Annotated in this window: 27 protein-coding genes; 10 read left to right on the plus strand and 17 right to left on the minus strand. The window is 72.1% G+C overall.

Annotated elements, in window-relative coordinates; translation table 11 throughout:
• Positions 1-37: 37 nt before the first annotated feature.
• The 4 genes from ACY0MR_RS17070 to ACY0MR_RS17085 all read right to left on the minus strand — a co-directional run bounded on the left by ACY0MR_RS17070 (position 38) and on the right by ACY0MR_RS17085 (position 3,441).
• On the minus strand, positions 38-610 hold the full coding sequence (locus ACY0MR_RS17070; protein ID WP_361848594.1) for a heme-binding beta-barrel domain-containing protein: 573 nt from the start codon (positions 608-610) through the stop codon (positions 38-40).
• 277 nt (positions 611-887) lie between these two features.
• Positions 888-1,763: a hypothetical protein gene (locus ACY0MR_RS17075; protein ID WP_473561449.1), complete on the minus strand. Its 876-nt coding sequence runs from the start codon at positions 1,761-1,763 to the stop codon at positions 888-890.
• Positions 1,760-2,551, minus strand: coding sequence for a hypothetical protein (locus ACY0MR_RS17080; RefSeq protein WP_392206454.1), 792 nt, complete (start codon positions 2,549-2,551; stop codon positions 1,760-1,762). The genes ACY0MR_RS17075 and ACY0MR_RS17080 overlap by 4 nt, the downstream gene beginning before the upstream one ends.
• On the minus strand, positions 2,548-3,441 hold the full coding sequence (locus tag ACY0MR_RS17085) for a hypothetical protein (protein WP_473561451.1): 894 nt from the start codon (positions 3,439-3,441) through the stop codon (positions 2,548-2,550). The genes ACY0MR_RS17080 and ACY0MR_RS17085 overlap by 4 nt, the downstream gene beginning before the upstream one ends.
• A 319-nt stretch (positions 3,442-3,760) precedes the next feature.
• Here ACY0MR_RS17085 and ACY0MR_RS17090 point away from each other — a divergent pair, with 319 nt between their 5' ends.
• A complete protein-coding gene (locus tag ACY0MR_RS17090) occupies positions 3,761-4,126 on the plus strand; it encodes a DsrE family protein (protein WP_473561452.1) in 366 nt (121 codons plus the stop codon).
• A 45-nt stretch (positions 4,127-4,171) separates the two neighbouring features.
• On the opposite strand, the gene ACY0MR_RS17095 is transcribed toward ACY0MR_RS17090, so the two are convergent.
• From ACY0MR_RS17095 to ACY0MR_RS17130, 8 genes are all read right to left on the minus strand, one after another.
• The gene (locus tag ACY0MR_RS17095; protein ID WP_388792193.1) at positions 4,172-4,432 is read right to left on the minus strand and encodes a DUF3099 domain-containing protein; all 261 of its coding nucleotides are present in this window, start codon (positions 4,430-4,432) and stop codon (positions 4,172-4,174) included.
• A gap of 97 nt (positions 4,433-4,529) precedes the next feature.
• Complete coding sequence (locus ACY0MR_RS17100; protein ID WP_015035121.1) at positions 4,530-4,817, minus strand: DUF1416 domain-containing protein; 288 nt, start codon at positions 4,815-4,817, stop codon at positions 4,530-4,532.
• A 49-nt stretch (positions 4,818-4,866) separates the two neighbouring features.
• Positions 4,867-5,712: a sulfurtransferase gene (locus ACY0MR_RS17105; RefSeq protein ID WP_361848577.1), complete on the minus strand. Its 846-nt coding sequence runs from the start codon at positions 5,710-5,712 to the stop codon at positions 4,867-4,869.
• A 205-nt stretch (positions 5,713-5,917) separates the two neighbouring features.
• Positions 5,918-5,998, minus strand: coding sequence for a putative leader peptide (locus ACY0MR_RS17110; protein ID WP_350497993.1), 81 nt, complete (start codon positions 5,996-5,998; stop codon positions 5,918-5,920).
• Positions 5,999-6,259: 261 nt separating this feature from the next.
• Positions 6,260-6,946, minus strand: a complete 687-nt coding sequence (locus tag ACY0MR_RS17115; protein WP_388792191.1) for an LmeA family phospholipid-binding protein — start codon at positions 6,944-6,946, stop codon at positions 6,260-6,262.
• 142 nt (positions 6,947-7,088) lie between these two features.
• The gene (locus ACY0MR_RS17120; protein WP_473561455.1) at positions 7,089-8,369 is read right to left on the minus strand and encodes a hypothetical protein; all 1,281 of its coding nucleotides are present in this window, start codon (positions 8,367-8,369) and stop codon (positions 7,089-7,091) included.
• A 10-nt stretch (positions 8,370-8,379) separates the two neighbouring features.
• Positions 8,380-8,634 carry a MoaD/ThiS family protein gene (locus tag ACY0MR_RS17125; protein ID WP_361848568.1) on the minus strand — a complete coding sequence of 85 codons (255 nt, stop codon included), beginning with the start codon at positions 8,632-8,634 and terminating at the stop codon, positions 8,380-8,382.
• Between the two features lie 45 nt (positions 8,635-8,679).
• Complete coding sequence (locus ACY0MR_RS17130; protein ID WP_388792187.1) at positions 8,680-9,525, minus strand: alpha/beta hydrolase; 846 nt, start codon at positions 9,523-9,525, stop codon at positions 8,680-8,682.
• A gap of 226 nt (positions 9,526-9,751) precedes the next feature.
• On the opposite strand from ACY0MR_RS17130, the gene ACY0MR_RS17135 reads away from it, so the two are divergent.
• The 5 genes from ACY0MR_RS17135 (at position 9,752) to ACY0MR_RS17155 (ending at position 15,254) form a co-directional block, all read left to right on the plus strand.
• Complete coding sequence (locus tag ACY0MR_RS17135) at positions 9,752-10,582, plus strand: winged helix-turn-helix transcriptional regulator (RefSeq protein ID WP_473561457.1); 831 nt, start codon at positions 9,752-9,754, stop codon at positions 10,580-10,582.
• 24 nt (positions 10,583-10,606) lie between these two features.
• On the plus strand, positions 10,607-11,635 hold the full coding sequence (locus ACY0MR_RS17140; protein ID WP_361848559.1) for a LacI family DNA-binding transcriptional regulator: 1,029 nt from the start codon (positions 10,607-10,609) through the stop codon (positions 11,633-11,635).
• A gap of 291 nt (positions 11,636-11,926) precedes the next feature.
• On the plus strand, positions 11,927-13,066 hold the full coding sequence (locus ACY0MR_RS17145; RefSeq protein WP_388792182.1) for a S1C family serine protease: 1,140 nt from the start codon (positions 11,927-11,929) through the stop codon (positions 13,064-13,066).
• A gap of 32 nt (positions 13,067-13,098) precedes the next feature.
• Positions 13,099-13,827, plus strand: a complete 729-nt coding sequence (locus ACY0MR_RS17150; protein WP_385869054.1) for a response regulator transcription factor — start codon at positions 13,099-13,101, stop codon at positions 13,825-13,827.
• A complete protein-coding gene (locus ACY0MR_RS17155; protein WP_473561461.1) occupies positions 13,824-15,254 on the plus strand; it encodes a sensor histidine kinase in 1,431 nt (476 codons plus the stop codon). Before ACY0MR_RS17150 ends, ACY0MR_RS17155 begins: the two co-directional genes overlap by 4 nt.
• On the opposite strand, the gene ACY0MR_RS17160 is transcribed toward ACY0MR_RS17155, so the two are convergent.
• Positions 15,219-16,076, minus strand: coding sequence for a phosphatidylinositol-specific phospholipase C (locus tag ACY0MR_RS17160; RefSeq protein WP_473561462.1), 858 nt, complete (start codon positions 16,074-16,076; stop codon positions 15,219-15,221). The two genes, ACY0MR_RS17155 and ACY0MR_RS17160, sit on opposite strands and share 36 nt — an antisense overlap.
• A 151-nt stretch (positions 16,077-16,227) precedes the next feature.
• Positions 16,228-18,033 (minus strand): bifunctional metallophosphatase/5'-nucleotidase, encoded by a 1,806-nt coding sequence (locus ACY0MR_RS17165; RefSeq protein ID WP_404086521.1) that lies wholly within the window; start codon positions 18,031-18,033, stop codon positions 16,228-16,230.
• Positions 18,034-18,194: 161 nt separating this feature from the next.
• Here ACY0MR_RS17165 and mshD point away from each other — a divergent pair, with 161 nt between their 5' ends.
• Positions 18,195-19,121 (plus strand): mycothiol synthase, encoded by a 927-nt coding sequence (gene mshD / locus ACY0MR_RS17170; RefSeq protein ID WP_473561464.1) that lies wholly within the window; start codon positions 18,195-18,197, stop codon positions 19,119-19,121.
• 61 nt (positions 19,122-19,182) lie between these two features.
• Here mshD and ACY0MR_RS17175 read toward each other — a convergent pair whose 3' ends face one another.
• The 3 genes from ACY0MR_RS17175 to ACY0MR_RS17185 are packed head-to-tail and all read right to left on the minus strand — an operon-like array spanning position 19,183 to position 21,745.
• Complete coding sequence (locus tag ACY0MR_RS17175) at positions 19,183-19,752, minus strand: hypothetical protein (protein WP_473561465.1); 570 nt, start codon at positions 19,750-19,752, stop codon at positions 19,183-19,185.
• Positions 19,749-21,002 carry a DUF7224 domain-containing protein gene (locus ACY0MR_RS17180; RefSeq protein ID WP_473561467.1) on the minus strand — a complete coding sequence of 418 codons (1,254 nt, stop codon included), beginning with the start codon at positions 21,000-21,002 and terminating at the stop codon, positions 19,749-19,751. Before ACY0MR_RS17180 ends, ACY0MR_RS17175 begins: the two co-directional genes overlap by 4 nt.
• Complete coding sequence (locus ACY0MR_RS17185; RefSeq protein ID WP_473561469.1) at positions 20,999-21,745, minus strand: ABC transporter ATP-binding protein; 747 nt, start codon at positions 21,743-21,745, stop codon at positions 20,999-21,001. The genes ACY0MR_RS17180 and ACY0MR_RS17185 overlap by 4 nt, the downstream gene beginning before the upstream one ends.
• Before the next feature lie 231 nt (positions 21,746-21,976).
• Between ACY0MR_RS17185 and ACY0MR_RS17190 the strand changes: the two genes are divergently transcribed.
• Genes ACY0MR_RS17190 through ACY0MR_RS17200 form a run of 3 tightly spaced genes read left to right on the plus strand, consistent with a single transcriptional unit; the run spans position 21,977 to position 24,134 of the window.
• Positions 21,977-22,363, plus strand: coding sequence for a GntR family transcriptional regulator (locus tag ACY0MR_RS17190; RefSeq protein ID WP_388794004.1), 387 nt, complete (start codon positions 21,977-21,979; stop codon positions 22,361-22,363).
• Positions 22,360-23,202 carry an ABC transporter ATP-binding protein gene (locus tag ACY0MR_RS17195; protein ID WP_388792166.1) on the plus strand — a complete coding sequence of 281 codons (843 nt, stop codon included), beginning with the start codon at positions 22,360-22,362 and terminating at the stop codon, positions 23,200-23,202. The genes ACY0MR_RS17190 and ACY0MR_RS17195 overlap by 4 nt, the downstream gene beginning before the upstream one ends.
• A complete protein-coding gene (locus ACY0MR_RS17200) occupies positions 23,199-24,134 on the plus strand; it encodes an ABC transporter permease (RefSeq protein ID WP_473561471.1) in 936 nt (311 codons plus the stop codon). Before ACY0MR_RS17195 ends, ACY0MR_RS17200 begins: the two co-directional genes overlap by 4 nt.
• Positions 24,135-24,228: the final 94 nt, after the last annotated feature.

The following is a 24,228-nucleotide window of genomic DNA, read 5'->3' on the forward strand; positions in this document are numbered from 1 at the left end:
AGGCTCCGGCGGGTGCCGAACGGATCCGGCGGCGCTTCTAGCGGAAGAAGGCGATGCCGTCGTCGGGCAGGTCGCCGAGGTTGCGGGCCATGTCCGCGACCTCCTCCGGCGTCACGACCTTCTTGAGGTGCGCCGACATGTACGGCCGCAGCGGGACCTCGGGGGTCGCCTTCTCGCCCACCCACATGAGGTCGCTCTTGACGTAGCCGTAGAGGCGCTTGCCGCCGGAGTACGGGCCCGAGGCGGCGGTGCGGGCGACGGCGTCCGTGGCCAGGTCGATCTGCGGCTTCTGGTCGGCGAGCTCGCCGTACCAGATCTCGACGATGCCCTGGTCGCGGACCATGACGACCTCGACCTTGCGGTCCTTGTCGATGCGCCAGTAGCCGCTCTCGCTCTCCAGCGGACGGACCTTGTTGCCCTCGGCGTCCAGGACCCAGGAGTGCGAGGTGTACTCGAGGAAGTCCCGGCCGTCGTGGCGGAAGGTCACGGACTGCCCGAAGTTGCACTTCTCGGCGCCGGGGAAGTCGGAGACACCCGCGCCCTCCCACGTGCCGAGCAGGAACGCGAGGGGGACGAGGTCCGGGTTGAGGTCGGACGGGATCTCGATCATGAGCAGCTCTGGCGTTCTCTAGAAGTGGTTGGCGAGAAGGATTAGCGCTGGCCCTGGTACAGCTTCTTCACGGCCAGGCCGGCGAAGGCGATCACGCCGACGGCGACCAGGACCAGGAGGATTTCGAAGAAGATGATCACAGGGTGCTCCTCGACTGAGCGGTGAAGGCGGAACGGGCCGGACCCCAGCTTAGTGGGCGGGGGCCCGGCCCACTCGGTGAGGTGGGTCTCGCACGCTGTGACCGGCGCGGCGGCCGGTGCCGCCCTTCCGGGACGGCCTAGCCGAGCAACTGGTTCTGCAGGGTGACCGTCTGCTGGAAGGGGACCCCGAGGGCCTCGCCCCGGCGGGTCTGGGTGATCAGCGCGAGGGTGTCGCCGGCCTGGACGTAGGCCCAGCGGACCTGGTCGGGGCCGTACGGCTTCTTCTCCCGGAAGACGTACAGGCTGGTGTCCGCGACGTCGACGTCGTCCGCGAAGTCGTCCATCACGACGCCCTCGACCCCGTCCGGCAGCGCCTCCGGGCCGTCCGCGCCGTCGGCGTGCAGCGCCTCGTCCTTGTACGCCTCGGCGTAGGCCACCGAGCTGAACCGGAGCAGGTGGATGCTGGTCCGGGTGCCGTCCGGGGTGGTCCAGCCGCGGGCGGCGACGTGCCGCAGGGTGGAGTCGGCCAGGGTCTTCTTCAGGTCGGCGCGGAACTCCTTCCCGTACAGCGCGAGGTACGCGTCCGTGGAGACGAACCCGCCCTTCAGCTTCGGGTCGAGGGTGGCCCCGGCCGGGGCGGGCAGCAGCAGCTCGCGCAGGTCGGCGTGGTGGACCTCGCCGTCGTTGCCCGAGGTGAAGGGGCGAGGCCGGTCCGCCGGGAGCGCCGGGAGGCGGAGCTCCGGGTAGTCCCAGCGGCCGTCGCTCTCGGTGGCCAGGCCCGGGACGTCGGTGCGTTCCATCGCGGTGATCCCGAGGGCGGTGCCGGTGCCCACGCCGCCGCACACGACGGCGGCGGCGGTCCAGCGGGCGACGGCCAGCAGGACGCGCCGGGCGCGGCCGGGGGCGGCCGGCGCCGGCTCGGGTGCCGGTGCCGGTGCGGCGGAGACGGACGCCGGTTCGGGTGCGGGCACCGCCGTCTCGGCGGTGGGCGTCTCGGTCGGCTGCGCGGTCATACGTACTCCCCCGGGGACTCGATGTGGCGGAGCTGCTTCTCGACGAGGCCCGCCACGGCCTTGGCGTCGAAGGGCGCGGCGCCGTAGGCCCGCACGCTGACCATGACCTCGCCGTCGTAGGCGGAGCAGATCATGTCCTGGAGCGCCGGCGTCCGGTCCTCGCCGTCGTCCACCTGCGCGGGTTCCTCCGGCTCGGGCCCCAGGTAGCACGCGGACCTCTTCGCGTACTCCTGGATCTTCGGCCCCTTGCGCAGGTCCAGGAACTCGGAGAACTCCTTACGGGTCTCGAAGAACTCGCGGACCATCTTCTTGTCCTTCATCCGCAGGATGAGCACCTCGGCCTGCAGGCTGCTGTCGCCCCTGGCGTACGAGCGCATCGCCATGCCCTGGATGCCGAGCCGGTCGACCTCCTTCTCGTACGCGCGGCGCTTCTTGCCGTAGAAGCCCTTGCCGGTCTCCTTGAGGAGGGCGGCCGCCCGCACGGCGGACACCTCGTCGTCGTTGCCGTAGCCCCGGATGTCCGCCCCGAGGCCGTAGCCGTCCGGCACGGGCAGGAGGAGCCTGCTCAGGGGCGTGGACGCCCGGCCCCGGTGGATGCCCGCGGCCGGGTCCTCGGGCGTGGCGGTCGCGGTGGGCTTCTCCCACGCCACCGTGGGTGCGGTGCGGTCGGCGCGGTCGACGGTGACGACGGTGTACGCGACTCCGCCGCCGACGAGCCCGAGGACCAGCGCGGAGGCCAGTACGTTCTTCAGGATCCGACGCGTGCGGCTCCCCGACTTCTCGCTCACAGGCGCCCCAGCTGCCGCTCGGCCAGAGAGCGGATCTCGCTCTCGGCGATCTTCTTGGTGTCGTAGACGATGATCGAGACGGCGATGTCACCGTGCTGGATGAAGGCGCGCGCGTCGTACGCGTCCAGGTATCCCGCCTGCCGGCGGACCGGATAGACGAAGTAGCGGCCGTTCGTCGAGCCCTTCACCGCCTGCCCCAGCGAGTCGGACTTCGTCTCGCGCATGGCGATGCGCTGCTGGTTCATCACGAACTCCGAGGCGCCCATCCCGCCGGACGAGCGGTACTGCACGAGACTGATCTCGACCCGCTTGTACGGGCCCACCCGCCACGCGCGGGTCGCGATGCGCCGGATGTCCGAGTCGAGCTCGGATTCGAGCGCCCCCTCGGGCCGGGTGAAGTCGTCGGCGTACGCGTCCAGAGACTCCCACCCGTCCGGGCCGTCGATCCGCGCGGACGCCGGCTTGGGCAGCAGCAGCTTGCGCAGATCGCCCTGCGCCTTCGCCTGGTGGTCCTCCGCGGCCGACAGCGGCTCCGGCTCCTCGCCCTTCGGGAGCGGCTTCGCGGGGTACGCGAGGCCCGGCTGGTTGAGGGCGGGCAGCGCGGTCGGTTCGCGGTCGGCCTGGATGCCGTAGCCGACGGCGGTGCCGCCGACGAGGCCGATGACGGCGGCGACGGCGATCAGCCCGACGGTACGGAGGACACGGCGGCGCGGCCGCACGGCGACGGCGGGCACGCCCTGCTCGGCGTCCTCCGCCGCGACCGGCTGCCCGGCGACCGGAGCGGCGACCGGCTGCCCGGCGACCGGAGCGGCGACCGGCTGCTCGGCAACCGGCTGCTCGGCGACCGGCTCGGACCCCTGGTCCGCGACCGGCTCCGGTGCTTGGTCCACGACCGGCTCCGCGACCGGCCCCGCGACCGGAACGGCGACCGGCTCGGACGCCCGGTCCGCGGCCGGCTCCGCGGCCGGCTCCTCGACCCGCCCTGTGACCGGAACCACATCCCTCTCCGCGGCCTCCGGTGTGACCGGAGGTGCGGATTCCGGCTGCGGCTTCCGGTCCGGCGGTGCCGCCGTTTCCGGATTTCGGGTGCTTTCTGTTGTGCTCAAGAGTCCCCCCACGAGACCTGAAGCGCGGATTCCGTCATCCGCGCACCCCCCAGACCCGTGGGGGACCCCGGGGGTTGCGGCGCCGCAGATTACAGTTCGGCATATGCCGAAGAAGCTCGTGATCAAGGTGACCGCGGGGGCCGAGGCCCCCGAACGCTGCTCCCAGGCCTTCACCGTGGCGGCCGTGGCCGCCGCCAGCGGCGTCGAGGTCTCGCTCTGGCTGACCGGCGAGTCCTCGTGGTTCGCACTCCCGGGCCGCGCGGCCGAGTTCGAGCTCCCGCACGCGGCGCCGCTGCCGGACCTGATCGACGGGATCCTGGTCGGCGGCGGGCGCGTCACGGTCTGCACGCAGTGCGCGGCCCGCCGCGACATCGAGGAGAAGGACCTCCTGGAGGGCTTCCGCATCGCCGGCGCCCAGCTCTTCGTCCAGGAGGCGATGGCGGACGGGACGCAGGCGCTCGTCTACTAGGCGGGTCCGCCGGCGGAGCGCCCGGGGCGGCGGACCCCGCGGGAGCTAGTCCCGGCGCTTCCTGCCGTCCAGCTCGTCCCACCACTCGTCCGACTTCGGGTCGCCCGACGGGTCGTCCCACCAGCGGTCCTCGGGCCCCCGGCGGTTGGCGACCATCGCGGCGACCGGGGGGATGACCATGGCGACCACGCACATGCCGACGGCCACCGGCGTCGAGAAGAGGCGCACGACCGCCCAGGCGCCCACGAAGAGCAGCAGGCAGGCACCCATCATCCAGAAGTAGACGCGCTTCCGTCGTGCGTACACACCTTCAGGGTACGACCGAAGGGCCGTGCCTCAGGTCCTGGAAACGGCGTCCAACCCCCCAGGAGGCACGGCCCTTCGGCCGGTTCGGTGTCGCGGGTCAGACCGCGATGGCGACCTCCGCGAGGCCACCGTGCTGCGCCACGACCTGGCGGTCGGCGGTGCCGCCGGGGACCAGGGCGCGGACGGTCCAGGTGCCCTCGGCCGCGTAGAAACGGAACTGGCCGGTGGCGGAGGTCGGGACCTCGGCCGTGAACTCGCCGGTCGAGTCCAGGAGGCGGACGTAACCGGTGACGGGCTGGCCGTCCTTGGTCACGAAGCCCTGGATGGTGGTCTCACCGGGCTTGATCGTCGAGGCGTCGGGGCCGCCGGGCTGCGCTCCACACATGTCGTTCTGTCCTTACGGTCGAGGGGTCCGGAGGAGGGAGGGTCCGGGGTTACTTGTTGGCGCCGAGCTCGATCGGCACGCCGACGAGGGAGCCGTACTCGGTCCACGAGCCGTCGTAGTTCTTGACGTTGGAGACCTCGAGGAGCTCGTGCAGGACGAACCACGTGAGCGCGGAGCGCTCACCGATGCGGCAGTAGGCGATGGTGTCCTTCGCCAGGTCGACCTGCTCGTCCTCGTAGAGGGCCTTGAGCTCGTCGTCCGACTTGAAGGTGCCGTCGTCGTTGGCGTTCTTCGACCACGGGATGTTGCGGGCGCTCGGCACGTGGCCGGGGCGCTGCGACTGCTCCTGCGGGAGGTGCGCCGGGGCGAGCAGCTTGCCGGAGAACTCGTCGGGCGAGCGGACGTCGACCAGGTTCTGGGCGCCGATCGCGGCCACGACGTCGTCGCGGAACGCGCGGATCGAGGAGTCCTGGGCCTTGGCCTTGTACTCGGTGGCCGGGCGGGCCGGGACGGCGGAGCCGTCGACCAGGTCGCGGGAGTCGAGCTCCCACTTCTTGCGGCCGCCGTCGAGGAGCTTCACGTCCTGGTGGCCGTAGAGCTTGAAGTACCAGTAGGCGTAGGAGGCGAACCAGTTGTTGTTGCCGCCGTAGAGGACGACCGTGGTGTCGTTCGCGATGCCCTTCGCCGAGAGGAGCTTCTCGAAGCCCTCCTGGTCGATGAAGTCGCGGCGCACCGGGTCCTGGAGGTCCTGGGTCCAGTCGATCCGGATGGCGTTGCGGATGTGGTTCTTCTCGTAGGCCGAGGTGTCCTCGTCGACCTCGACGATGGCGACCTGCGGGTTGTCGAGGTTGGCCTCGACCCAGTCCGCGTCGACCAGGACGTCGCTGCGAGCCATGCTGTTCTCCTCCGGGGCAGTGTGCGGCGGTGTGGTGCGGGTGTGCGGTGTGGTGCGGTACGCCTTCGTCGCGGGCGGCTCGTCGGTGACGTGTCGGTGGACGTGTCGGGCAGGCGGGCGTGCGTGACGGACGTGCGTACGTGTCCACGGGGCGGCCCCGACCTCGGTCGGAGGGCCTGAGGAATACGGGAGTGGTGAGTCCCGCTCAGACGGAGCGACAGAGCATGGCGGCGACGCGGCACAGGTCTACTGCCCGCCGCTTCGTGAGATCCGCCTGTCGCTTCATGCCCTCGATCGTAGGGACGGACAGGCGGCCGTGTCACCGGTGTGTCGTATTTTGAGACGCGATCGTCCGAGATGCGAGACGAGATCGAGGTGCGGGAGGGCTCCGGGCGCCTCCGTACCGAGGCGTCCGGTTCGGATTCTGCTGGTCGGACAGCGGTGTCTCAGCATGTGACCAACGGGTAGTTCCCGGGAGACTTTCGGGAGGGTCGCGGGGGCTTCCGGGAGACTCTCAGAAGGCTCCCGGGCGGCGGCGTGGGGGCCGTCAGCCCGCCAGGACGACGTCCCGGCCGGCCACGGTCACGGCCAGGCCGTCCGGCCTCGGCTCGACCTTCTCCACCTTCATCCCGGCGATCACGCCGATCGGGCGGTCGAAGTCGGTCCGCGCGCGGACCAGGTCCTCGATGCCGGGGATTCCCTCGCCGGGGACCTCGTCGGCGCGGACCCGGATCGTGTCGCCGTTCACCACGGTCACCGTGGAGAGGACCGTCCGGGTCAGGGTGCGGCCCATCACCTTCACGCCGCCGGTCACCTTCACCTTGCCGTTGCCGCCGTAGGCGACGACCGCCTCCCGGTCGGAGGCCGCGGTGAGGTCCGCGTACGAGATGAGGGCCGTCCCGCTCGCGGACCCGGCCTTCGCGCCCGCCCAGTCGCCGGTCACGGTCACGTCCCGCAGCGCCACGGTCAGCTCGCCGACCCGGATGCGCTTGCTGCCCGCCTGTGCCTTGACGCCGGTCGCCTTCACGTCGACCTCGTCGAAGTGCTTGTCCGCGACCTGGGTCAGGAACGGGAAGCCCTTGATGTCCACCTCTATCGCGTCGCTGTCGACGGAGGCCAGCTTCACCCGCCCCGCCGCCTCGTCCTCGGCGTACGCCACGGCCAGCCGGTCGATCCCCACCAGGACCCCGCCCAGCACGACGGCCACGATCAAAAGAATCCGCAGTGCTCGCATGGGCTGTGCGTCCCCCCGATGGATAAGGGCTGGATGAGTTCCGGCCCCCCGACACGAAGATCGACGTGTCGGAGGGCCGGTTGGTTCCCGGGCCCGGGTCGGCGCGGCGCCGCCCGCGGTCCGCCCCGGGGGCGGCTCCGGGTCAGACCAGGGCCCGTCCCAGCAGGTAGACGGCGGGGGCGGCGGCGGTCAGCGGCAGGGCGACACCGGCCGTCATGTGCACGAAGCGGGACGGGTAGTCGTAGCTCGCCACCCGCAGGCCGACCAGGGCGCAGACGCCGGCCCCGAGGCCGAGCAGCGCGCCGGAGGAGCCCAGGTCGGTGAGGCCGCCGGCCGCGATCCCCGCACCGGCCGAGGCCAGCAGCGCGACGACCGCGGAGACGGCTCCGGGCAGCGGGAGCGCCCGGGCGGCCACGGCCGCGGCGACCGCGACGCCGCCGACGACGACCGCGTCCGGTTCCGCGCCGAGGTGGCCGGTGGCGACGACGGTCAGCGCCGCGGAGGCGATGGTGGCCATCAGGCCGTACATGCGCTCGTCCGGGTCGGCGTGGCTGCGCAGCTGCAGGACCAGGCAGAGCAGCACCCAGACGCCGAGCGTGCCGAAGATCGCGGCGGCCGTGTTCTCCCGGCCGGTGGCGAGGAGGACCGCGTCGGCGGCGAGGCCGCCGGCGAAGGCGAGGGCGATGCCCTGGCGGGCGGGCCACATGCCGTTCAGCCGGAACCAGCCGGCGGCGGTGAGGCCCTGGAGCAGTACGAGCGGGACGAGCAGGGCGTACGTGCCGAGGGCGGCGCCGCCGGCGAGCAGCAGCCCGAGGGCGGCGGTCAGCAGGGCCGGCTGCATCCCGGGCGCGATGATCGGCGAGCGCCCCTCGGCGCGGGCCCGCTGGGCGTCGGTGATCCGGGTGTTCCCCGAGGTGGTCGGCGAGGACCAGCCGGGACCCGGCTCGGCCTCGGCGGCGGCCGGTGCCGGAACGGGCCCGGCGGCGGGGGCGGAGACCTCCACCGGCTGCGGCTGCGGCTGCGGCTGCGGCTCGGTGTAGTACGCGGCGGGGGCGCCGTACGCGGAGTACGGGGCGGTCTGGTCCGGGTGTGCCGTGTACGCCTCGTACGGCTGGTGGGTCTGGTGCTGCTGGTGCTGCTGGTGCTGCTGGTGCTGCTGGTGCTGCTGGTGCTGCTGGTGAGTCTGATGCTGCGGGTGCTGCTGCGGCGGGTAGGGCTGCTGGGCCTGCGCGGTCTGCGCCCGGTCCGCCTGGACCTGGTCGTACGTGACGGCCGGCTGGAACTGGGTGTCCCAGGTCTCGCCCTCCCACGTCTGCGTGACGTCGGGGACGGGCTGCCCCTGGTGCCCCTGCCCCGCCCCGTGCGCGTTCCCGTTCGCGTACGGGTCGTACGGCTGACCGCCGTAGTACTGGTCGTTGCTCATGCTCTCGTGTTCACCCTCCTGCGAACGGGGGGAGCACCTCGACCGTGCCGCCCTCGGCAAGCCGTACCGTCTCATGGCTCCGGGTCCCGACGGGGTCGCCGTCGACCAGGAACGAGCACCGTCTGAGGACCTGGGCGAGTTCACCCGGATGCTTCGCGCGGGCCGCGTCGAGGGCCTCCGCGAGGTGTTCGGCGGTGTACGGCTCCTCCGCGACGCCGGCGGCGGCCTTGGCCGCGGCCCAGTAGCGGATGGTTCCCGCTGCCATAGCGGCGCTCCCTTCGTTCGTGTGCGCGCCGCCCCCCATGATGGGCTATGCGCGCGTGAGCCAGTCCCCGAGCCGGGCCAGCAGGTCGTCGCCCGCGGCGTTCTCCGCGTGGCCCATCCCGCGCTCCAGCCACAGTTCCGCCTCGCCCGCCCCGGCCAGCATCCGCGGGTGGTCGAGCGGGAAGTACGCGTCCCGGTCGCCGTGCACGATCAGCAGCGGGGTGGGCGCGATCAGCGGCACCGCCTCCACCGGGGAGAGCGGAACGGGGTCCCAGCCGCGGCGGTCGATGCGGGTGCGGAGCCCGTAGCGCCCGACGAGGCGGCCCGCCGGACGGGTGATCACCCAGTGGACGCGGCGCATCGACGCCGTCCCCCGGTAGTACCAGCGGGCCGGGGCCGAGACGGCCGCCACGGCGTCGGCGCTGCCGCGGGTGCCGCGGTCGAGGGCCGCGTGCCGCAGGACCACGGAGCCGCCCATGGAGAAGCCGACCGTGGCCACGCGAGCGTGGCCCAGCTCACGGGCCCAGCGGACGGCGGCGGCCAGGTCGAGGACCTCCCGGTCGCCGACGGTGGAGCGGCCTCCGGAGCGGCCGTGGCCGCGGAAGGAGAAGGTGACCACGGCCGCGCCGCGCTCCGTGAACACCCGGGCGGCACGGCGGACGGCGGGCCGGTCGACCGAGCCGGTGAACCCGTGCGCCAGGACGACCGCGGTGGCCGCGGTGCCGGTCACGGGCGTCCCGGTGTCCGCCGTCCCGGTGACAGCGGCCCGTGAGGGTTCGTACACCGCCTCGATCGGGACATCGTCATCCGTACGCAACATGGCCCGCCGGGGGCCGGAAGTGATCAGGGAGACATCCGCCATATGAAATCCGCCCTCTCCCTCTGAACTCATGTGGGCTATTCTCCTTGGCAGAGGATCCGGGCGACGCAGCCCCCGGGTCCTTTTGCGTTTTCCGACCGTTGTTACGGACGGATGAACAAAAGCTCTCAGGGCGCGAGAGCCGACAGTGATCTGTACGAAGCAGTGCACGTCCTCGCAGGGACCGAGGAGGAACCGACGTTATGAGCGAGCGACCGAAGCACGACCGACCGACGGCAGGGACGGCAGGTGGTGCGCGATGAGCGCCTTGCTGCTCCTGACCAACGCTCTCCAGCCTTCCACCGAGGTGCTGCCCGCCCTCGGCCTGCTCCTGCACAACGTCCGGGTCGCCCCCGCCGAGGGGCCGGCACTCGTGGACACCCCCGGCGCGGACGTGATCCTCGTCGACGGGCGGCGCGACCTCCCGCAGGTCCGTTCGCTCTGCCAGCTGCTGCGGTCCACCGGACCCGGCTGTCCGCTCATCCTCGTCGTCACCGAGGGCGGTCTCGCGGCCGTCACCGCCGACTGGGGCATCGACGACGTCCTCCTGGACACGGCCGGCCCGGCCGAGGTCGAGGCGCGGCTGCGGCTCGCGATGGGCCGCCAGCAGATCGTCGCGGACGACTCCCCCATGGAGATCCGCAACGGCGACCTGTCGGTCGACGAGGCCACGTACAGCGCCAAGCTCAAGGGCCGGGTCCTGGACCTGACCTTCAAGGAGTTCGAGCTCCTCAAGTACCTGGCCCAGCACCCGGGCCGGGTCTTCACCCGCGCGCAGCTCCTGCAGGAGGTGTGGGGGTACGACTACTTCGGCGGCACCCGGACGGTCGACGTCCACGTACGGCGGCTGCGGGCCAAGCTCGGCCCCGAGCACGAGTCGCTCATCGGCACCGTGCGGAACGTCGGCTACCGCTTCGTCACCCCCGAGAAGGTCGAGCGGGCGGCGGAGGAGGTGCGCGCCAAGGCCGAGGAGTCCCGTGCGCAGGAAGGGGCCCGGGCGAAGGACCGCGTCAAGGACGCCACGGACGATGTCACCCCCCTGGCGGACCGGAACGTGGCAGATGCCACAGTGCGACCTGCCGGTAGGTAGGTCACCCCGCGTAGACTGCCGCGCGTGGCCAAGGTGACGCGGGATGACGTAGCTCGACTGGCAGGTACTTCGACCGCGGTCGTGAGCTACGTCATCAACAACGGACCCCGGCCGGTCGCCCCGGCCACGCGCGAGCGTGTCCTCGCCGCGATCAAGGAACTGGGCTACCGCCCGGACCGGGTCGCGCAGGCCATGGCGTCCCGGCGCACGGACCTCATAGGCATGATCGTCCCGGACGCCCGGCAGCCGTTCTTCGCCGAGATGGCGCACGCGGTCGAGCAGGCCGCCGCCGAGCGCGGGAAGATGGTCCTGGTCGGGAACTCCGACTACCGCGACGAGCGCGAGATCCACTACCTGCGGGCCTTCCTCGGCATGCGGGTCTCCGGCCTCATCCTCGTCAGCCAGGGCATGAGCGAGCGGGCCGCGAGCGAGATCGAGGCCTGGGACGCGCGCGTGGTGCTGCTGCACGAGCGGCCCGAGGCGCTCGACGACGTGGCCGTCGTCACCGACGACATCGGCGGCGCGCAGCTCGCCACCCGGCACCTCCTGGAGCACGGCCACGCGTACGTGGCCTGCATGGGCGGCATCCCGAACACCCCGGCCGTCGGCGACCCCGTCGCCGACCACGAGGAGGGCTGGCGGCGGGCCATGCTGGAGGCGGGCCGCTCGATCGAGGGCCGGCTCTTCCAGGCCCCGTACAACCGCTACGACGCCTACCAGGTGGCCCTCAAGCTGCTCGCGGGCCCGGACCGGCCGCCGGCCATCTTCTGCTCCACCGACGACCAGGCCTTCGGCGTCCTGCGGGCGGCGCGCGAGCTGCGCATCGAGGTGCCGGCGGAGCTGGCGGTCGCGGGCTTCGACGACGTGAAGGAGGCGGCGCTCACCGACCCGCCGCTGACCACGATCTCCTCGGACCGCCCGGCGATGGCGCGGGCGGCGGTGGACCTGGTCCTCGACGACTCGCTCCGGGTGGCGGGCTCGCGCCGGGAGCGCGTGAAGCTCTTCCCGTCGACCCTGGTCGTCCGCCGCTCCTGCGGCTGCGACGGCGACTGACCCGAGGCCGGCACGGCGACCGGCCCGGGTCCGGCCGGGCGGCCGGACCCGACCCGACCACGGGACGGCAGCGGGCGCCGGTACGGGGCGCCCGCCGGGCCCGCCCCGGCACCGGACGCCCGAAAGGCTCCGGCAGCGGCCGCCCGGAAGGCTCCGACTCCCGGCCGCCCGGAAGCCGCCGAGGCTCCGGCAGCGGCCGCGCGAGGTCTTTATATCGGGCATACAGGCTTCTGTCGGGCTTCTCACCCGCTCCTCAGACCGCTCTCATCTCCGCGGCCGACAGTCTGATCCATGACGGACTTCCAGGAGCAGCAGCCGCAGCAGCCCTACTACCCGCCGTACCCTCCGAGGCCGCCGTACGCCCCGGACGGACGGTCCGCGGACGCCGACCGGACCGCCACGCGGCCGATCGTCACCGAGCCCGGCACCACCGTCTGGCCCTCCGGCGGGCACGTGCCGCCGTCGGGTCCGCCCGTCCCGCCCCACACCGCCCCGGGCGCCCACGCCGCCGCACCGGCCGGGGGCCCCGCCCCGCACCGCCGCGCCCGGCGCGGGGTCGGCCTCATGGCCGCCGTGGCCATCGCGGCCGCCGCGATCGGCGGCGGCACGGCGACGCTGGTCCAGCAGGCCGGCTCGGACACCCCCGTCGCCGCCGCCTCGAACGTGAACGGCACCAACGTCTCCACCGGCAGCACGGGCACGGTCGCCGGCGTCGCCGCGGCCGTCTCCCCGTCCATCGTCGAGATCTCCGCGAGTTCGAACTCCGGCAAGTCCACCGGCTCGGGCGTGATCATCACCTCCGACGGCGAGATCGTCACCAACAACCACGTGATCTCCGGCGCGTCCGAGATCACCGTGCAGCTGGACGACGGCAAGTCCTACACCGCCGAGGTCGTCGGCACCGACCCCGACAAGGACCTCGCCCTGATCAAGCTCCGGGGCGCCTCCGGCCTCAAGGCCGCGACCCTCGGCGACTCGTCGAAGGTGCGGGTCGGCGACGAGGTCGTCGCGATCGGCTCCCCCGAGGGCCTGACCGGGACCGTCACCAGCGGCATCGTCTCCGCGCTCGACCGGGACGTGACCGTCGCCAAGGACGACGACGGCTCCGGCCGGGACCGGCAGCAGGACCAGCAGCAGTACGACCCGCGGCAGGGCTGGCCGTTCGAGTTCGGCGGACAGCAGTTCAACGGCGACACCGGTTCGTCGAAGACCACGTACAAGGCGCTCCAGACCGACGCCTCGCTGAATCCGGGGAATTCCGGCGGCGCGCTGATCAATATGCGGGGGGAGATCATCGGAATCAATTCCGCCATGTATTCGCCCAGTTCTTCGAACGGTTCGACGGCCGGCAGCGTCGGTCTCGGATTCGCCATCCCGGTCGACACGGTGAAGGCCGACCTGGACGGCCTGCGCGCGGGCGGCGACAGCTGACCGGCGACGGGGCGGCGTGCGACGCTGAGCCCATGACCGCCCAGCGACACGAGCCCGAGCGCATCCTCATCGTCGACGACGAGCCCGCCGTACGGGAGGCGCTGCGCCGCAGCCTCGCCTTCGAGGGGTACGGGACGCAGGACGCCGTGGACGGGATCGACGCGCTCGCCCGGATGGAGTCGTACGCCCCCGATCTCGTCGTCCTCGACGTCCAGATGCCCCGCATGGACGGGCTGACCGCGGCCCGCCGGATCCGGGCCGCCGGCTCGACCGTGCCGATCCTGATGCTCACGGCGCGCGACACGGTCGGCGACCGGGTCACCGGGCTCGACGCGGGCGCCGACGACTACCTCGTGAAGCCGTTCGAGCTGGACGAGCTGTTCGCCCGGATCCGGGCGCTGCTGCGGCGCAGCTCGTACGCCTCGGCCACGGCCGCCGGCCCCGCCGAGACGGACGTGCTGGCGTTCGAGGACCTGCGGATGGACCTGGCGACGCGCGAGGTGACCCGGGGCGGCCGGACAGTGGAGCTGACCCGGACCGAGTTCACGCTCTTGGAGATGTTCCTGGCGCACCCGCGGCAGGTCCTGACGCGGGAGCAGATCCTCAAGGCCGTGTGGGGCTTCGACTTCGAACCGAGCTCGAACTCGCTGGACGTGTACGTGATGTACCTGCGGCGCAAGACGGAGGCGGGCGGCGAGCCGCGCCTCGTGCACACGGTGCGGGGCGTGGGCTACGCGCTGCGCGGAGGGGGCGGGGAGTGAGGCGTCCCCTGGCGTGGTTCCGGTCGCGGCCACTGAGGTCCCGGCTGGCGCTGCTGACCGCGACGGCGGTCGCGGTGGCGGTGGCGGCGGTCTCGCTGGCCTGCTGGTTCGTGACGCGGGAGCAGCTGGAGGCGGAGCTGGACTCCTCGCTGCGCGACACCCGGATCACCGACGACGAGGCGCGGAGGCTGCTCGGCTCCTGCGCCCCGGGGTCCGAGAACCGCCCGTTCCCCGCGGGGCCGGCGCAGACCCTGCAGATCGTCACGACCACGGGCGACCTCTGCACGCTCGGCACCTCGCCGATCCCGGCCCAGGCCGGGGACCTGGCGGTGGCGCGGGGGCAGCAGCCGTTCGCGCTGCACACCACGAACGCCCTGAACGGTGCGGAGATGCGGGTCTACTCGTATCCCGTGGTGATCGGGAACCAGCCGGTCGCCGTCTCGGTCGCGCGTCCGCTGGACGAGATCGACCGCTCGATGTCCACGCTCGCCTGGGTGCTGCTGCTCGTCTCGGGCATCGGGGTCGTGGGGGCGGGCGCGGCCGGCCTGTGGGTGGCGCGGACCGGTCTGGAGCCGGTGGACCGGCTGACCGGGGCGGTCGAGCACGTGGCCGCGACCGAGGACCTGACCGTGCGGATCCCGGCCGAGGGCGAGGACGAGATCGCCCGGCTGTCGCGGTCGTTCAACGCGATGACGGCGGCGCTCGCGACCTCCCGCGACCGGCAGGCGCAGCTGATCGCGGACGCGGGCCACGAGCTCCGTACGCCGCTGACCTCGCTCCGGACGAACATCGAGCTGCTCGCGCGCAGCGAGGAGACGGGGCGGGCGATCCCGCCGGACGACCGCCGGGCCCTGATGGCCTCGGTGAAGGCGCAGATGACGGAGCTGGCGGCGCTCATCGGCGACCTCCAGGAGCTGGCCCGCCCGGACGCGGCGCAGCAGGGGCCCCTCGAAGTGGTCCCGCTGCACACGATCCTGCGGGCGGCCCTGGACCGGGCGCGGCTGCGCGGTCCCGAGCTGACCTTCGTGACGGACCTGGCGCCCTGGTACGTGCGGGCGGAGCCGGCCGCGCTGGAGCGGGCGCTGGTGAACGTCCTGGACAACGCGGTGAAGTTCTCGCCGCGCCGGGGCACGGTCGAGGTGACCCTGATGCGCGGCGAGCTGACGGTCCGGGACCAGGGTCCGGGCATCCCGCCGGACGAGCTCCCGCACGTCTTCGACCGCTTCTGGCGGTCGCCGTCGGCGCGCAGTCTGCCGGGTTCGGGCCTGGGCCTGTCGATCGTGGCCCGTACGGTCCACCAGGCGGGCGGCACGGTCGCGCTGACCCCGGCGGAGCGGGGGGCCGGCACGGTGGCGACGCTCCGTCTGCCGGGTGCGCCGACCCGGCCACCGTCAGTTGTGGCGGATGAGGGACTCGACGAGTCCTGAGCGGGTGTTCGGGTAGTCCAGGACGGTGATGCCGAGGCCCTTCCAGGTGTTCGCCGTGCCGTCGAGGAAGGCGTGGACGCGGGGGTTGAGGTTGTCGGAGTTCCAGCGCGGCGGCAGGGACGCCGAGGTGCTGACGAAGTTGATGTACAGCCGGCCGGGCTGCTCGACGGCCTGGCGGTAGTGGGCCTCGATCTTCGGGTACTTGGCGTTCGGCAGGGCGTTCCAGTCGTCCTGGAGCGCGATGGCCCCGCCGTCCCCCCACCTGAGGCCGGGCAGCCCGCCGTTGTCGGCGATGAGGACGACCTTGCCGCGGGCCTGGCCGAGGGTGGGGACGGTGTCGCCGATGCGGAACAGCGGGCGCCAGCCCCGGTTGTCCAGGTAGTCGTCGAAGACGGCGCGGAAGGTCGCGTCGGATTCCGCGGAGTACTCCTGCTTGACCCGCATCAGGACGGTCTCGGAAGGGTGGGCGGCCAGGAAGTCGCGGCAGGCGACGAGGACGTCGCCGAACATCATCTTCTGGTACGAGGCGCCGTGGTGGATGGCGAAGGAGCCGCCGGTGGCCCGGCAGCGGACGTCGAGGAAGCGGATTCCGGAGTCGAGCTGCTGGGCGATCGTGGTGTTCTGGCACTCGGACCAGGGGCCGCCGAAGCGGGCGCCGGAGTCGTGGGTGCCGGGGATGGTGAGCCTCTGGAGCGGGGTTCCGTCCGGGTGCGCCCCCATCCACGCGCGCGTGTCCACGGCCGCCGCCCGGGCGGCGGGCGCCCCGATGATCAGTAAGGCTCCGGCCCCGAGGGCCCCGGTGAGAAAGCGTCGTCGCTCCATGGACCGGATGATGACAGGTCCGCGTCAAAATTCGCCAGGGTGCGGAAGGCAGCCTGAAGGGGGCTGCCCTCCGCCGGACCGGCGGAGGGCAGCCCCCTCCTTCGAGCACCCGGGGTCCCGTGGGCCCACGGCCCCCGAGGACCCTGGAGGACTACTTCACGACCTTGATGCGGTCGGTGGCGGGGGCCCGGAGCGGCTCCGCGGCCGACGAGTTGGCCGTCAGGTAGGCGATGAAGACGTCGAGGTCCGAGGCACCGACGAGCTTGTTCGCACCGGTGGCGAGGACCGGGAAGCCGTCGCCGCCGCCCGTGAGGAACTCGTTCATCGCGACCCGGTAGCTCTTCGACGGGTCGAGGGGCTCGCCGTTCAGCCGCACCGAGTCGACCACGATCCGGTCGGCGCCCGCCTTCGTCATGTCCAGGGTGTAGGAGAAGTTCCTCGACACCTGGAGGATCTTCGGAGCCGCCAGGTTGGCGCCGCTGACCTGCTGCTGGAGCGCGGTGACGAGCTGGGCACCGGTCAGGTCGACCACGGTCATCATGTTGGTGAACGGCTGGACGGTGTACGCCTGACCGTAGGTCACCACGCTGTCCGTGCCCTTGGTCAGCGGCGCGCGGACGCCACCGGGGTTCATCAGCGCGAGCTGGGCGCCGCCCTTGTCGGCCGGGGACATGCCCGCCAGCTGCGCGTCGGCGATCAGGTTGCCCATCGGCTTCTCGACCGCGTCGATGGGGTTCTCGATGCTCTCGGCGATGTGGCCGACGGGACGGTTCGCGATCGGCGCCGCCAGGGCCTTCCAGCGGTTGATCAGCTTGGTGATCTTGTCGTGCTGCGCCACGTCACGGGTGACGACGTGGTTCGCGGAGGCGACGGCGGTGCGGACGATGTCCTTCGTGCGCCGGTCGTAGGTGAGCGTCGTGTCGGTGTAGAGCCGGCCGAAGGAGGCCGCCGACGTGACCGTGCGCGGCTTGCCCGAGGGGTCCGGGATGGTGCACGCGTACGCCTGGTGGGTGTGGCCGGTGACCAGGGCGTCGACCTGCGGGGTGACGTTCTTGGCGATGTCCACGATCGGACCGGAGATGCCCGCGCCGGCGCCCGGCGTGTCGCAGTCGTAGTTGTACGCGCCGGAGGCGGGCAGGCCGCCCTCGTGGAGCAGCGCGACGATCGACTTGACGCCCTTGCGCTCGAGGACCTTGGCGTACTTGTTGATCGTCTCGACCTCGTCGCCGAACTTCAGGCCCTTGATGCCCTCGGCGGAGACGATGTTCGCGGTGCCTTCGAGGGTGACACCGATGAAGCCGATCTTGACGCCGTCGCGCTCCCAGATGAAGTACGGGTCGAGCAGCGGCTTGCCGCTCTTCTCGTCCGTCACGTTGGCCGCGAGGTAGGGGAACTTCGCGCCCTTGAAGCGCTTGCCCTTCTCGTAACAGCCCTCAGTCGGGTGGCAGCCACCGTTCTGTATCCGGCTCAGCTCGCGGGCGCCCTCGTCGAACTCGTGGTTGCCCACCGAGCTGACGTCGAGCTTCATCGCGTTCAGCGCCTCGATGGTCGGCTCGTCATGGAACAGCCCGGAGAGCAGCGGCGAGGCACCGATCATGTCGCCCGCGGCGGCCGTGATGGAGTACCTGTGGCCCTCGCGGGCCTGCCGCAGATGCGTGGAGAGGTACTCGGCGCCGCCGACGTCCGGGACGAGCTCGGTCGTGCCGTCCGCCTTGAGGCGGGTGAGCCGACCCGAGGAGCCGGTCGGCGGCTCGAGGTGGCCGTGGAGGTCGTTGAAGGACAGGAGCTGCACGTCGACCATGCGACCCCAGCCCTTGCCGTTCGAGCCGTGCCGGTCCTGCGCGTCCTGCGAGGCGCCCGCGGGCAGCGCGGCGACGAGCGCGCCGACGGTGGCGAGCCCCGCGCCGACGGCGAGAATCCGCCCTGCCGTCCTCTTCTTCTTGGATGTCGCTGCCATCGCTCCCCTGTCCCCGCGCCCGTTCCGGTGCGCCACTCGACTGCTGACGTGCCAGCGAAGCCTAGAGTCAACGCGCGTAGCGCAACAGGGGGTAGCGGGTTACGAGACAGTTGCCTTCGCCTTTCCCCGGGGCGGCCGCGGCTCACCGTAGGCTCGGGTCCATGACTTCCGACGCGGCGCCGGCCCTCGAACCCGGACGGCAGATCCACACCTACGACGAGCTCACGCCCGAGCAGATCCAGGACGTACTGGACCTGCTGGAGGCCGCGGACCGCTCCGACGGCGTGCACGCCGTCTCCGAGCAGGGCAGGCTCTACCTCCGGCACGGCGGCCGCGAGGGCGTGCGGCACTTCCTCCTCACCGTCGGCCCCCGGCTCTACGGCTACGCCCAGCTGGAGGAGACCGACCCCATCGAGGCCCCGGCCGCCGAGCTCGTGGTCCACCCGGGCCACCGCGGCCGCGGCCACGGCCGGGCCCTGGGCACCGCCCTGCTCGGCGCCTCCGGCAAGCGGCTGCGCGTCTGGGCGCACGGCGGCAAGTCCGCCGCTCGGCACCTCGCCCAGGTCCTCGGCCTGACGCTCTTCCGCGAACTGCGCCAGCTCCGCCGCTCCCTGAGCCCGCTCGACATCCCCGAGCCGGTCTACCCCGAGGGCGTCACGGTCCGCACCTTCGTCCCCGGCCAGGACGACGCGGCCTGGCTGGCCGTCAACTCCGCGGCCTTCGCCCACCATCCGGAGCAGGGCTCGCTCGTCCAGCGGGACCTGGACGACCGCATCGCCGAGCCGTGGTTCGACCCGAAGGGCTTCTTCCTCGCCGAGAAGGACGGCCGGCTCATCGGCTTCCACTGGACGAAGACCCACGCCGAGGAGCAGCTCGGCGAGGTGTACGTGGTCGGCATCCTGCCCGAAGCCCAGGGCGGCGGCCTCGGCAAGGCCCTCACCGCGACGGGCCTGCGCCACCTGGCGGCCCAGGGCCTGCCGACGGCGATGCTGTACGTGGACGCCGACAACACGGCGGCGGTCACGGTCTACGAACGCCTGGGCTTCACCACGCACGAGGTGGACCTGATGTACCGCACGGAGTCGTAGGTCCCGGCCGACACGGCTTCGCCCTCATGACGGCCCGCCGGCTCATCCGGCGGGCCGCTTCTCACCGTGCGTGTCGGCTCTCCGACAGCCCCAGAGCCAGGGCGAACAGAACTGCGGTGCCCAGCCACGCGGTCACACTCCCGGCGGGGTGGAGGGCGACGGCCCACCAGGTGTGCGACGCATGGCCCTCGGGGTGGAGCGTGCGCCCCAGGATGAGGTTGAGGAGGAGGAACAGCAGCCCGGATGCCACGGCGGTCGCCTCGTTGGCGAGGCGACGGACGAGGAGGGCCAGCGCCAGCAGGAGGGTGACGTTGCGGGCCACGTCCAAGCCCACCAGCAGCCCGGCCGCATAAGCGAGCACCACGGTGAGGACGACAGCCCCGGCGTCATAGCGGCGAACGGGAACGACCGCTGTGCACTCCGGTTCGCGGGCCCTTCGATCGAGGCAGTACATGACGGCGCCGACGACCAGAAGTGGCGTGAAGTACGCCACGCGCGCCCCGATCATGCCGCTGACCAGACTCGGAACGGGAACCTCACTGGTGCCCGCGGACCCGCACAGCAGGACGAGTGCGGTGACCGCGAGGGGCACAGCCCACCAGCGTCGTACGACGAGCACGTAGCGGTTCACCCCACACCCCGCACACAATGCCTCTGACTCCCGACCGCCCTGTCGAACCAGGCTGCCTGCTCCGTAGCCGACAGGCCGCGGACCTTCAGAAGCGCCTCCCAATCCGCCGGAGGCATGCCCTGCCGCATGGTCTGCTCGTCGAACCCCATCACCAGAGCGGCCCAAGCCGCGGGGGGAGAGCCCGGTTGCCGACAGTCAGCGACCCCAGCCTGTGCCGCTGTCCCGGTCACCGCTGCCTCCGCCAGATTGGCGATGGTCTGGGGATGGCCGTCCCCGTCGTGGAGGCTTACCGGCGACCAGTACAGAGGCCACGTACCGGGCTCGAACGGAACTTCGGGGGATGCGACACGGAGCTCTTGAGGAGCCGGTATCCCGGCGGCCTTCAGCCTTCCTATCGGACTGAGCGCGTCCTGTCGCAGTCGTTCGGCGTACGGCGCGTACTCGGGTGGCACACACACCCTCGGCGCCTGCCCGGTACACGCCATGGCCACCTGGCGGGGATGCGTCGGAGGCTGGTAGCCCCAGTCGATCACCAGACCGCGGCCGGCCGTGAACGTGGCCGCGGCGACCGCGATCCCGACGACGGGGACCCAGGGTCGCCTGCGGGCACCGGTCAGGCTCCAGACGGCAAGGGCGAGACCCGCGACGACGAGCCACGGCACGACGAACACGGCGGGTCGACGCACATCGGTGACCGAGGACGTTCCGTCGATGAATCCGCTCAGGTGGCGCAGCCAGGGGTTGCCCGTGGCCTGCGGCATGGACAGCCAGGCCCAGCAGGCGATGCCGACCAGAGGGGCCGCCACGCTCCTGGGCAGGCGCAGTCCCAGGCACCAGCCGATGACGAGCCAACCGAGGGGGAGCACGACCAGGTGCACCACCGCGAGCCACCCCGCGCCGCCGGGCCACACGCCTGTCGCCCTGCGCGCGATCACCAGCGCGCCGATGAGGAGGACGAGGTGCAGGATCAGGACCGGCGTAACGGCGCGCACGAGCTCTTGGGGGAAGGGACGTGCGCTGATCGCACGCATCGCGCCCAGCCGACGATGGCGGCCCGCCTCCCACGCCGCGGCTCCGGCCACCGCCGGTGCGACGACCGCCATCGCGAAGGCGGCCAGCTCACCGGACTCCACCCCGTATCCCGACGTCACCGGAGGAGCGACGTCGTCGATGTAGAGACCGACGTAGAACAGGGCGGGCAGGGTCAGCCACGGTGCGGCCGAGGACCGGAGGTTCGCCCAGGTGATCACTCGGCTGCCTCCAGCAGCGAGGCGTAGGCGCTCTCCAGACGTCGGCCCGGTGCGCAGTCGGGCTGGGCATGGCTGCCGAACTCCTCGACCGTCCCCCTGAACCTCGTCCGGCCGGCTTCCAGGATCACGACCTCGTCGAATGCCTGGTCGATGTCCCCGATGTCGTGAGTGGAGACGATGACGTGGACGGTGCCGCGAAGCGAGGTCAGCAAGTCGAGAAACCTGCGTCGCTGATGGGGGTCCAGGCCGACGGTGGGTTCGTCGAGCAGGAGCAGTTCGGCGTCGTGGACGAGCGCCTGGGCGATGGCGATCCGCTGCTGCTGGCCTCCGGACAGCGCCTTGACCTTGCTGTCGATCTTCTCGGTGAGCCCCACCCGTTCGATGGCCTCCGGAGCGGCGCGCCAGGCGTCGCGCTCCCCCATCCCCTTGAGCCAGCCGACGTACGCCACATGCTCTCTGCACGTCAGTCCGGGCAGGAACCCGGGGCGCTGCGGCAGCCAGGACACCTTGTGCCGGTAGTCCCGTACGTGTCTGCGGTCAGCCGGATCAAGCTCTCCGTAGCGGACGCATCCCGCTTGCGGCCGCGAGGCGCTGGCACCGAGGGAGAGCAGAGTGCTCTTGCCGGCCCCGTTGGGTCCGAGAAGCACGGTGTGGCCCGGCGAGAACTCCAGATCGAATCGATCCAGGACGGGGCGCCGCGTGCGGGGATAGCGGAAGGTACAGGACTCGTAGTGCAAGGGCATCGGTACTCGCAGAGTTCCGGCTAGGGGAAGACGGCATGGTCAGCCGAGACCGTATGCGGACGGCACTCCATGATCAACATGCCGCCCGTTAGTTCGTCAGCTGGTTTCGGCCGGGCGGAGGGTCGCGACACACCCTCCTCAACACGCCTTCGATCGGCGGCGGTTGACACCGCCCCCTTCTTTGCACCACCCTTTCACTACTTGATTAGTGAAAGGGTGGTGAAAGAGATCGTGGTCGAGTACCGCATCGATCGGCGCAGCGGCGTCGCCACCTACCTCCAGATCGTCCAGCAGACGAAACAGGCCCTCCGGATGGGCCTCCTGGAGCCCGGTGACCGACTGCCCACCGCACGCGAGGTCGTCGAAGCGACGGCCATCAACCCCAACACGGTCCTCAAGGCCTACCGCGAGCTCGAACGCGAAGGCCTCGTCGAGGCCCGGCGCGGCCTCGGCACGTTCGTCCGCGCCACGCTCGGCACCGGCCCGGCCGACTCGCCCCTGCGCGGCGAACTCGCCGACTGGGCCCGCCGGGCCAGGACCGCGGGCCTGGACCGCGAGGACGTGGCCGCGCTGTTCACATCCGTACTGAAGGAACACTTCGAGGGGGACGACACATGACGAGAGACGGCATCGCACTGGAGGCCGATCTCCTGGGCAAGACCTACGGAGGCAGAAGCACCGGCTGGGCCCTCCGCGCCTGCTCCTTCACCCTCCCCACCGGCCGCGTCTGCGCCCTCGTCGGCCCCAACGGCGCCGGCAAGTCCACCCTCCTCGCCCTCGCCGCCGGCCTCCTGCGCCCCACCGAGGGCACCCTCGGGGCCCCGCCCCGCGAACACCTCGCCTACGTCGCCCAGGACAAGCCGCTCCACCCCCGGCTCACCGTCGCCGACACCCTGCGCATGGGACGCGAACTCAACCCGGGCCGCTGGGACGACGCCGCCGCCCGGCGCGCCCTCGCCGACACGCTCGACCCCAAGGCCGTCGTACGGACCCTCTCCGGCGGCCAGCGCACCCGCGTCGCCCTCGCCCTCGCCCTCGGCAAGCGCCCCGAACTGCTGCTCCTCGACGAGCCGATGGCCGACCTCGACCCGCTCGCCCGCCACCAGCTCATGGGCCTGCTCATGGCCGACGCCGCCGAACGCGGCACCACCGTCGTCATGTCCTCCCACATCCTCACCGAGCTGGAGGGCGCCTGCGACCACCTCCTCCTGCTCCACGACGGCCGGATCCGCCTCGACGGACCCGTCGACGAACTCCTCTCCGCCCACACCCTGCTCACCGGACCGGTCGCCGACCTCGCCCCGCACACCGTCGTCGAGTCCCGCACCACCGGCCGCCAACTCACCGCCCTCATCCGCCGCGAAGGCCCCGTCGAGGGCCCCTGGGAGACGCGGGACCCCTCCCTGGAGGACCTCCTCCTCGCCCACCTCCGCACCACCGAAGGAGCCCCGGCATGACCGCCCTCGCCCTGAGAGGCCCCTACTGGGTGACGGTCCGCCAGTACCGGCGCACCCTCTGGCTCACCGGAGCCGCCGTGGCCGCCTCCCTCGCCGTGGTCGGCGGACTGCGGATCTGGGAGGGTCGGGACCGGGCCTCGGGATCGTTCCCGTACGAGCACCGCCTCGGCTACGACATGCTGCGCGGGGCCCTGGAGCAGCTCTCCTACGGCATGATCGCGCTGCCGCTGCTCGTCGGCGCCTTCGTCGCCGGCCCGCTCGTCGCCCGCGAATTCGAGTCGGGGACGTACAAGCTCGCGCTCACCCAGTCGATCGGTCCGACGGCCTGGCTGCGCTCCAAGCTCCTCACGGCGGCGGCCGTCTCCCTCGGCGCCACGCTCGCCCTGATCGCGGTCTACCGGCTGGGCTGGACCCGGGTCTCGACCTCCTGGGGCTTCCACTGGGCGGACCTCGGCCCGTACGAGGCGGGCGGCATCGTGCTCGCCGGGTACGCCCTGTTCGCCGTGGCGGTCGGCGCCCTCGTCGGCCAGCTGATCCGCCGCACCGTGATCGCCATGGCCGTGACCGGGGGGATCGTCGGCCTGGCCATGCTCGCCCTCGGCGCCCTCCGCTGGAACTTCCTGGCCGTGGAGACCGTCACCGGCCCGGCGAAGGAGAACGCCTCCGTCGTCTTCGCACCCGACAACGGGATGCTCGTCGACCAAGGACTGCTCGGCGTCTCCGGAAAGCGCCTCTCCGGCTGGTTCTGCACCCCCGACACCCCGCCCGGCGCCGCCTGCCGCCCCGACGAGCCGATCGCCGCCCAGTACGTCGACTACCACCCCCAGTCACACTTCTGGCCCACCCAGCTCATCGAGAGTGGCATCCTGCTCGCCCTCGCCGCCCTGGCCGCCTACGCCGCCTTCCGCGTCCTGCGCGCCCGCCACCCGTAAAACATTCAAACGATCCCGGGGGCGGGGCCCGCACACGGCCCCGCCCCCGATTCCCGTACGTCATGTCGTCGTTACCGGCCATTCAGACGCGCTT

It is taken from the genome of Streptomyces sp. JN8 (genome assembly GCF_055808075.1).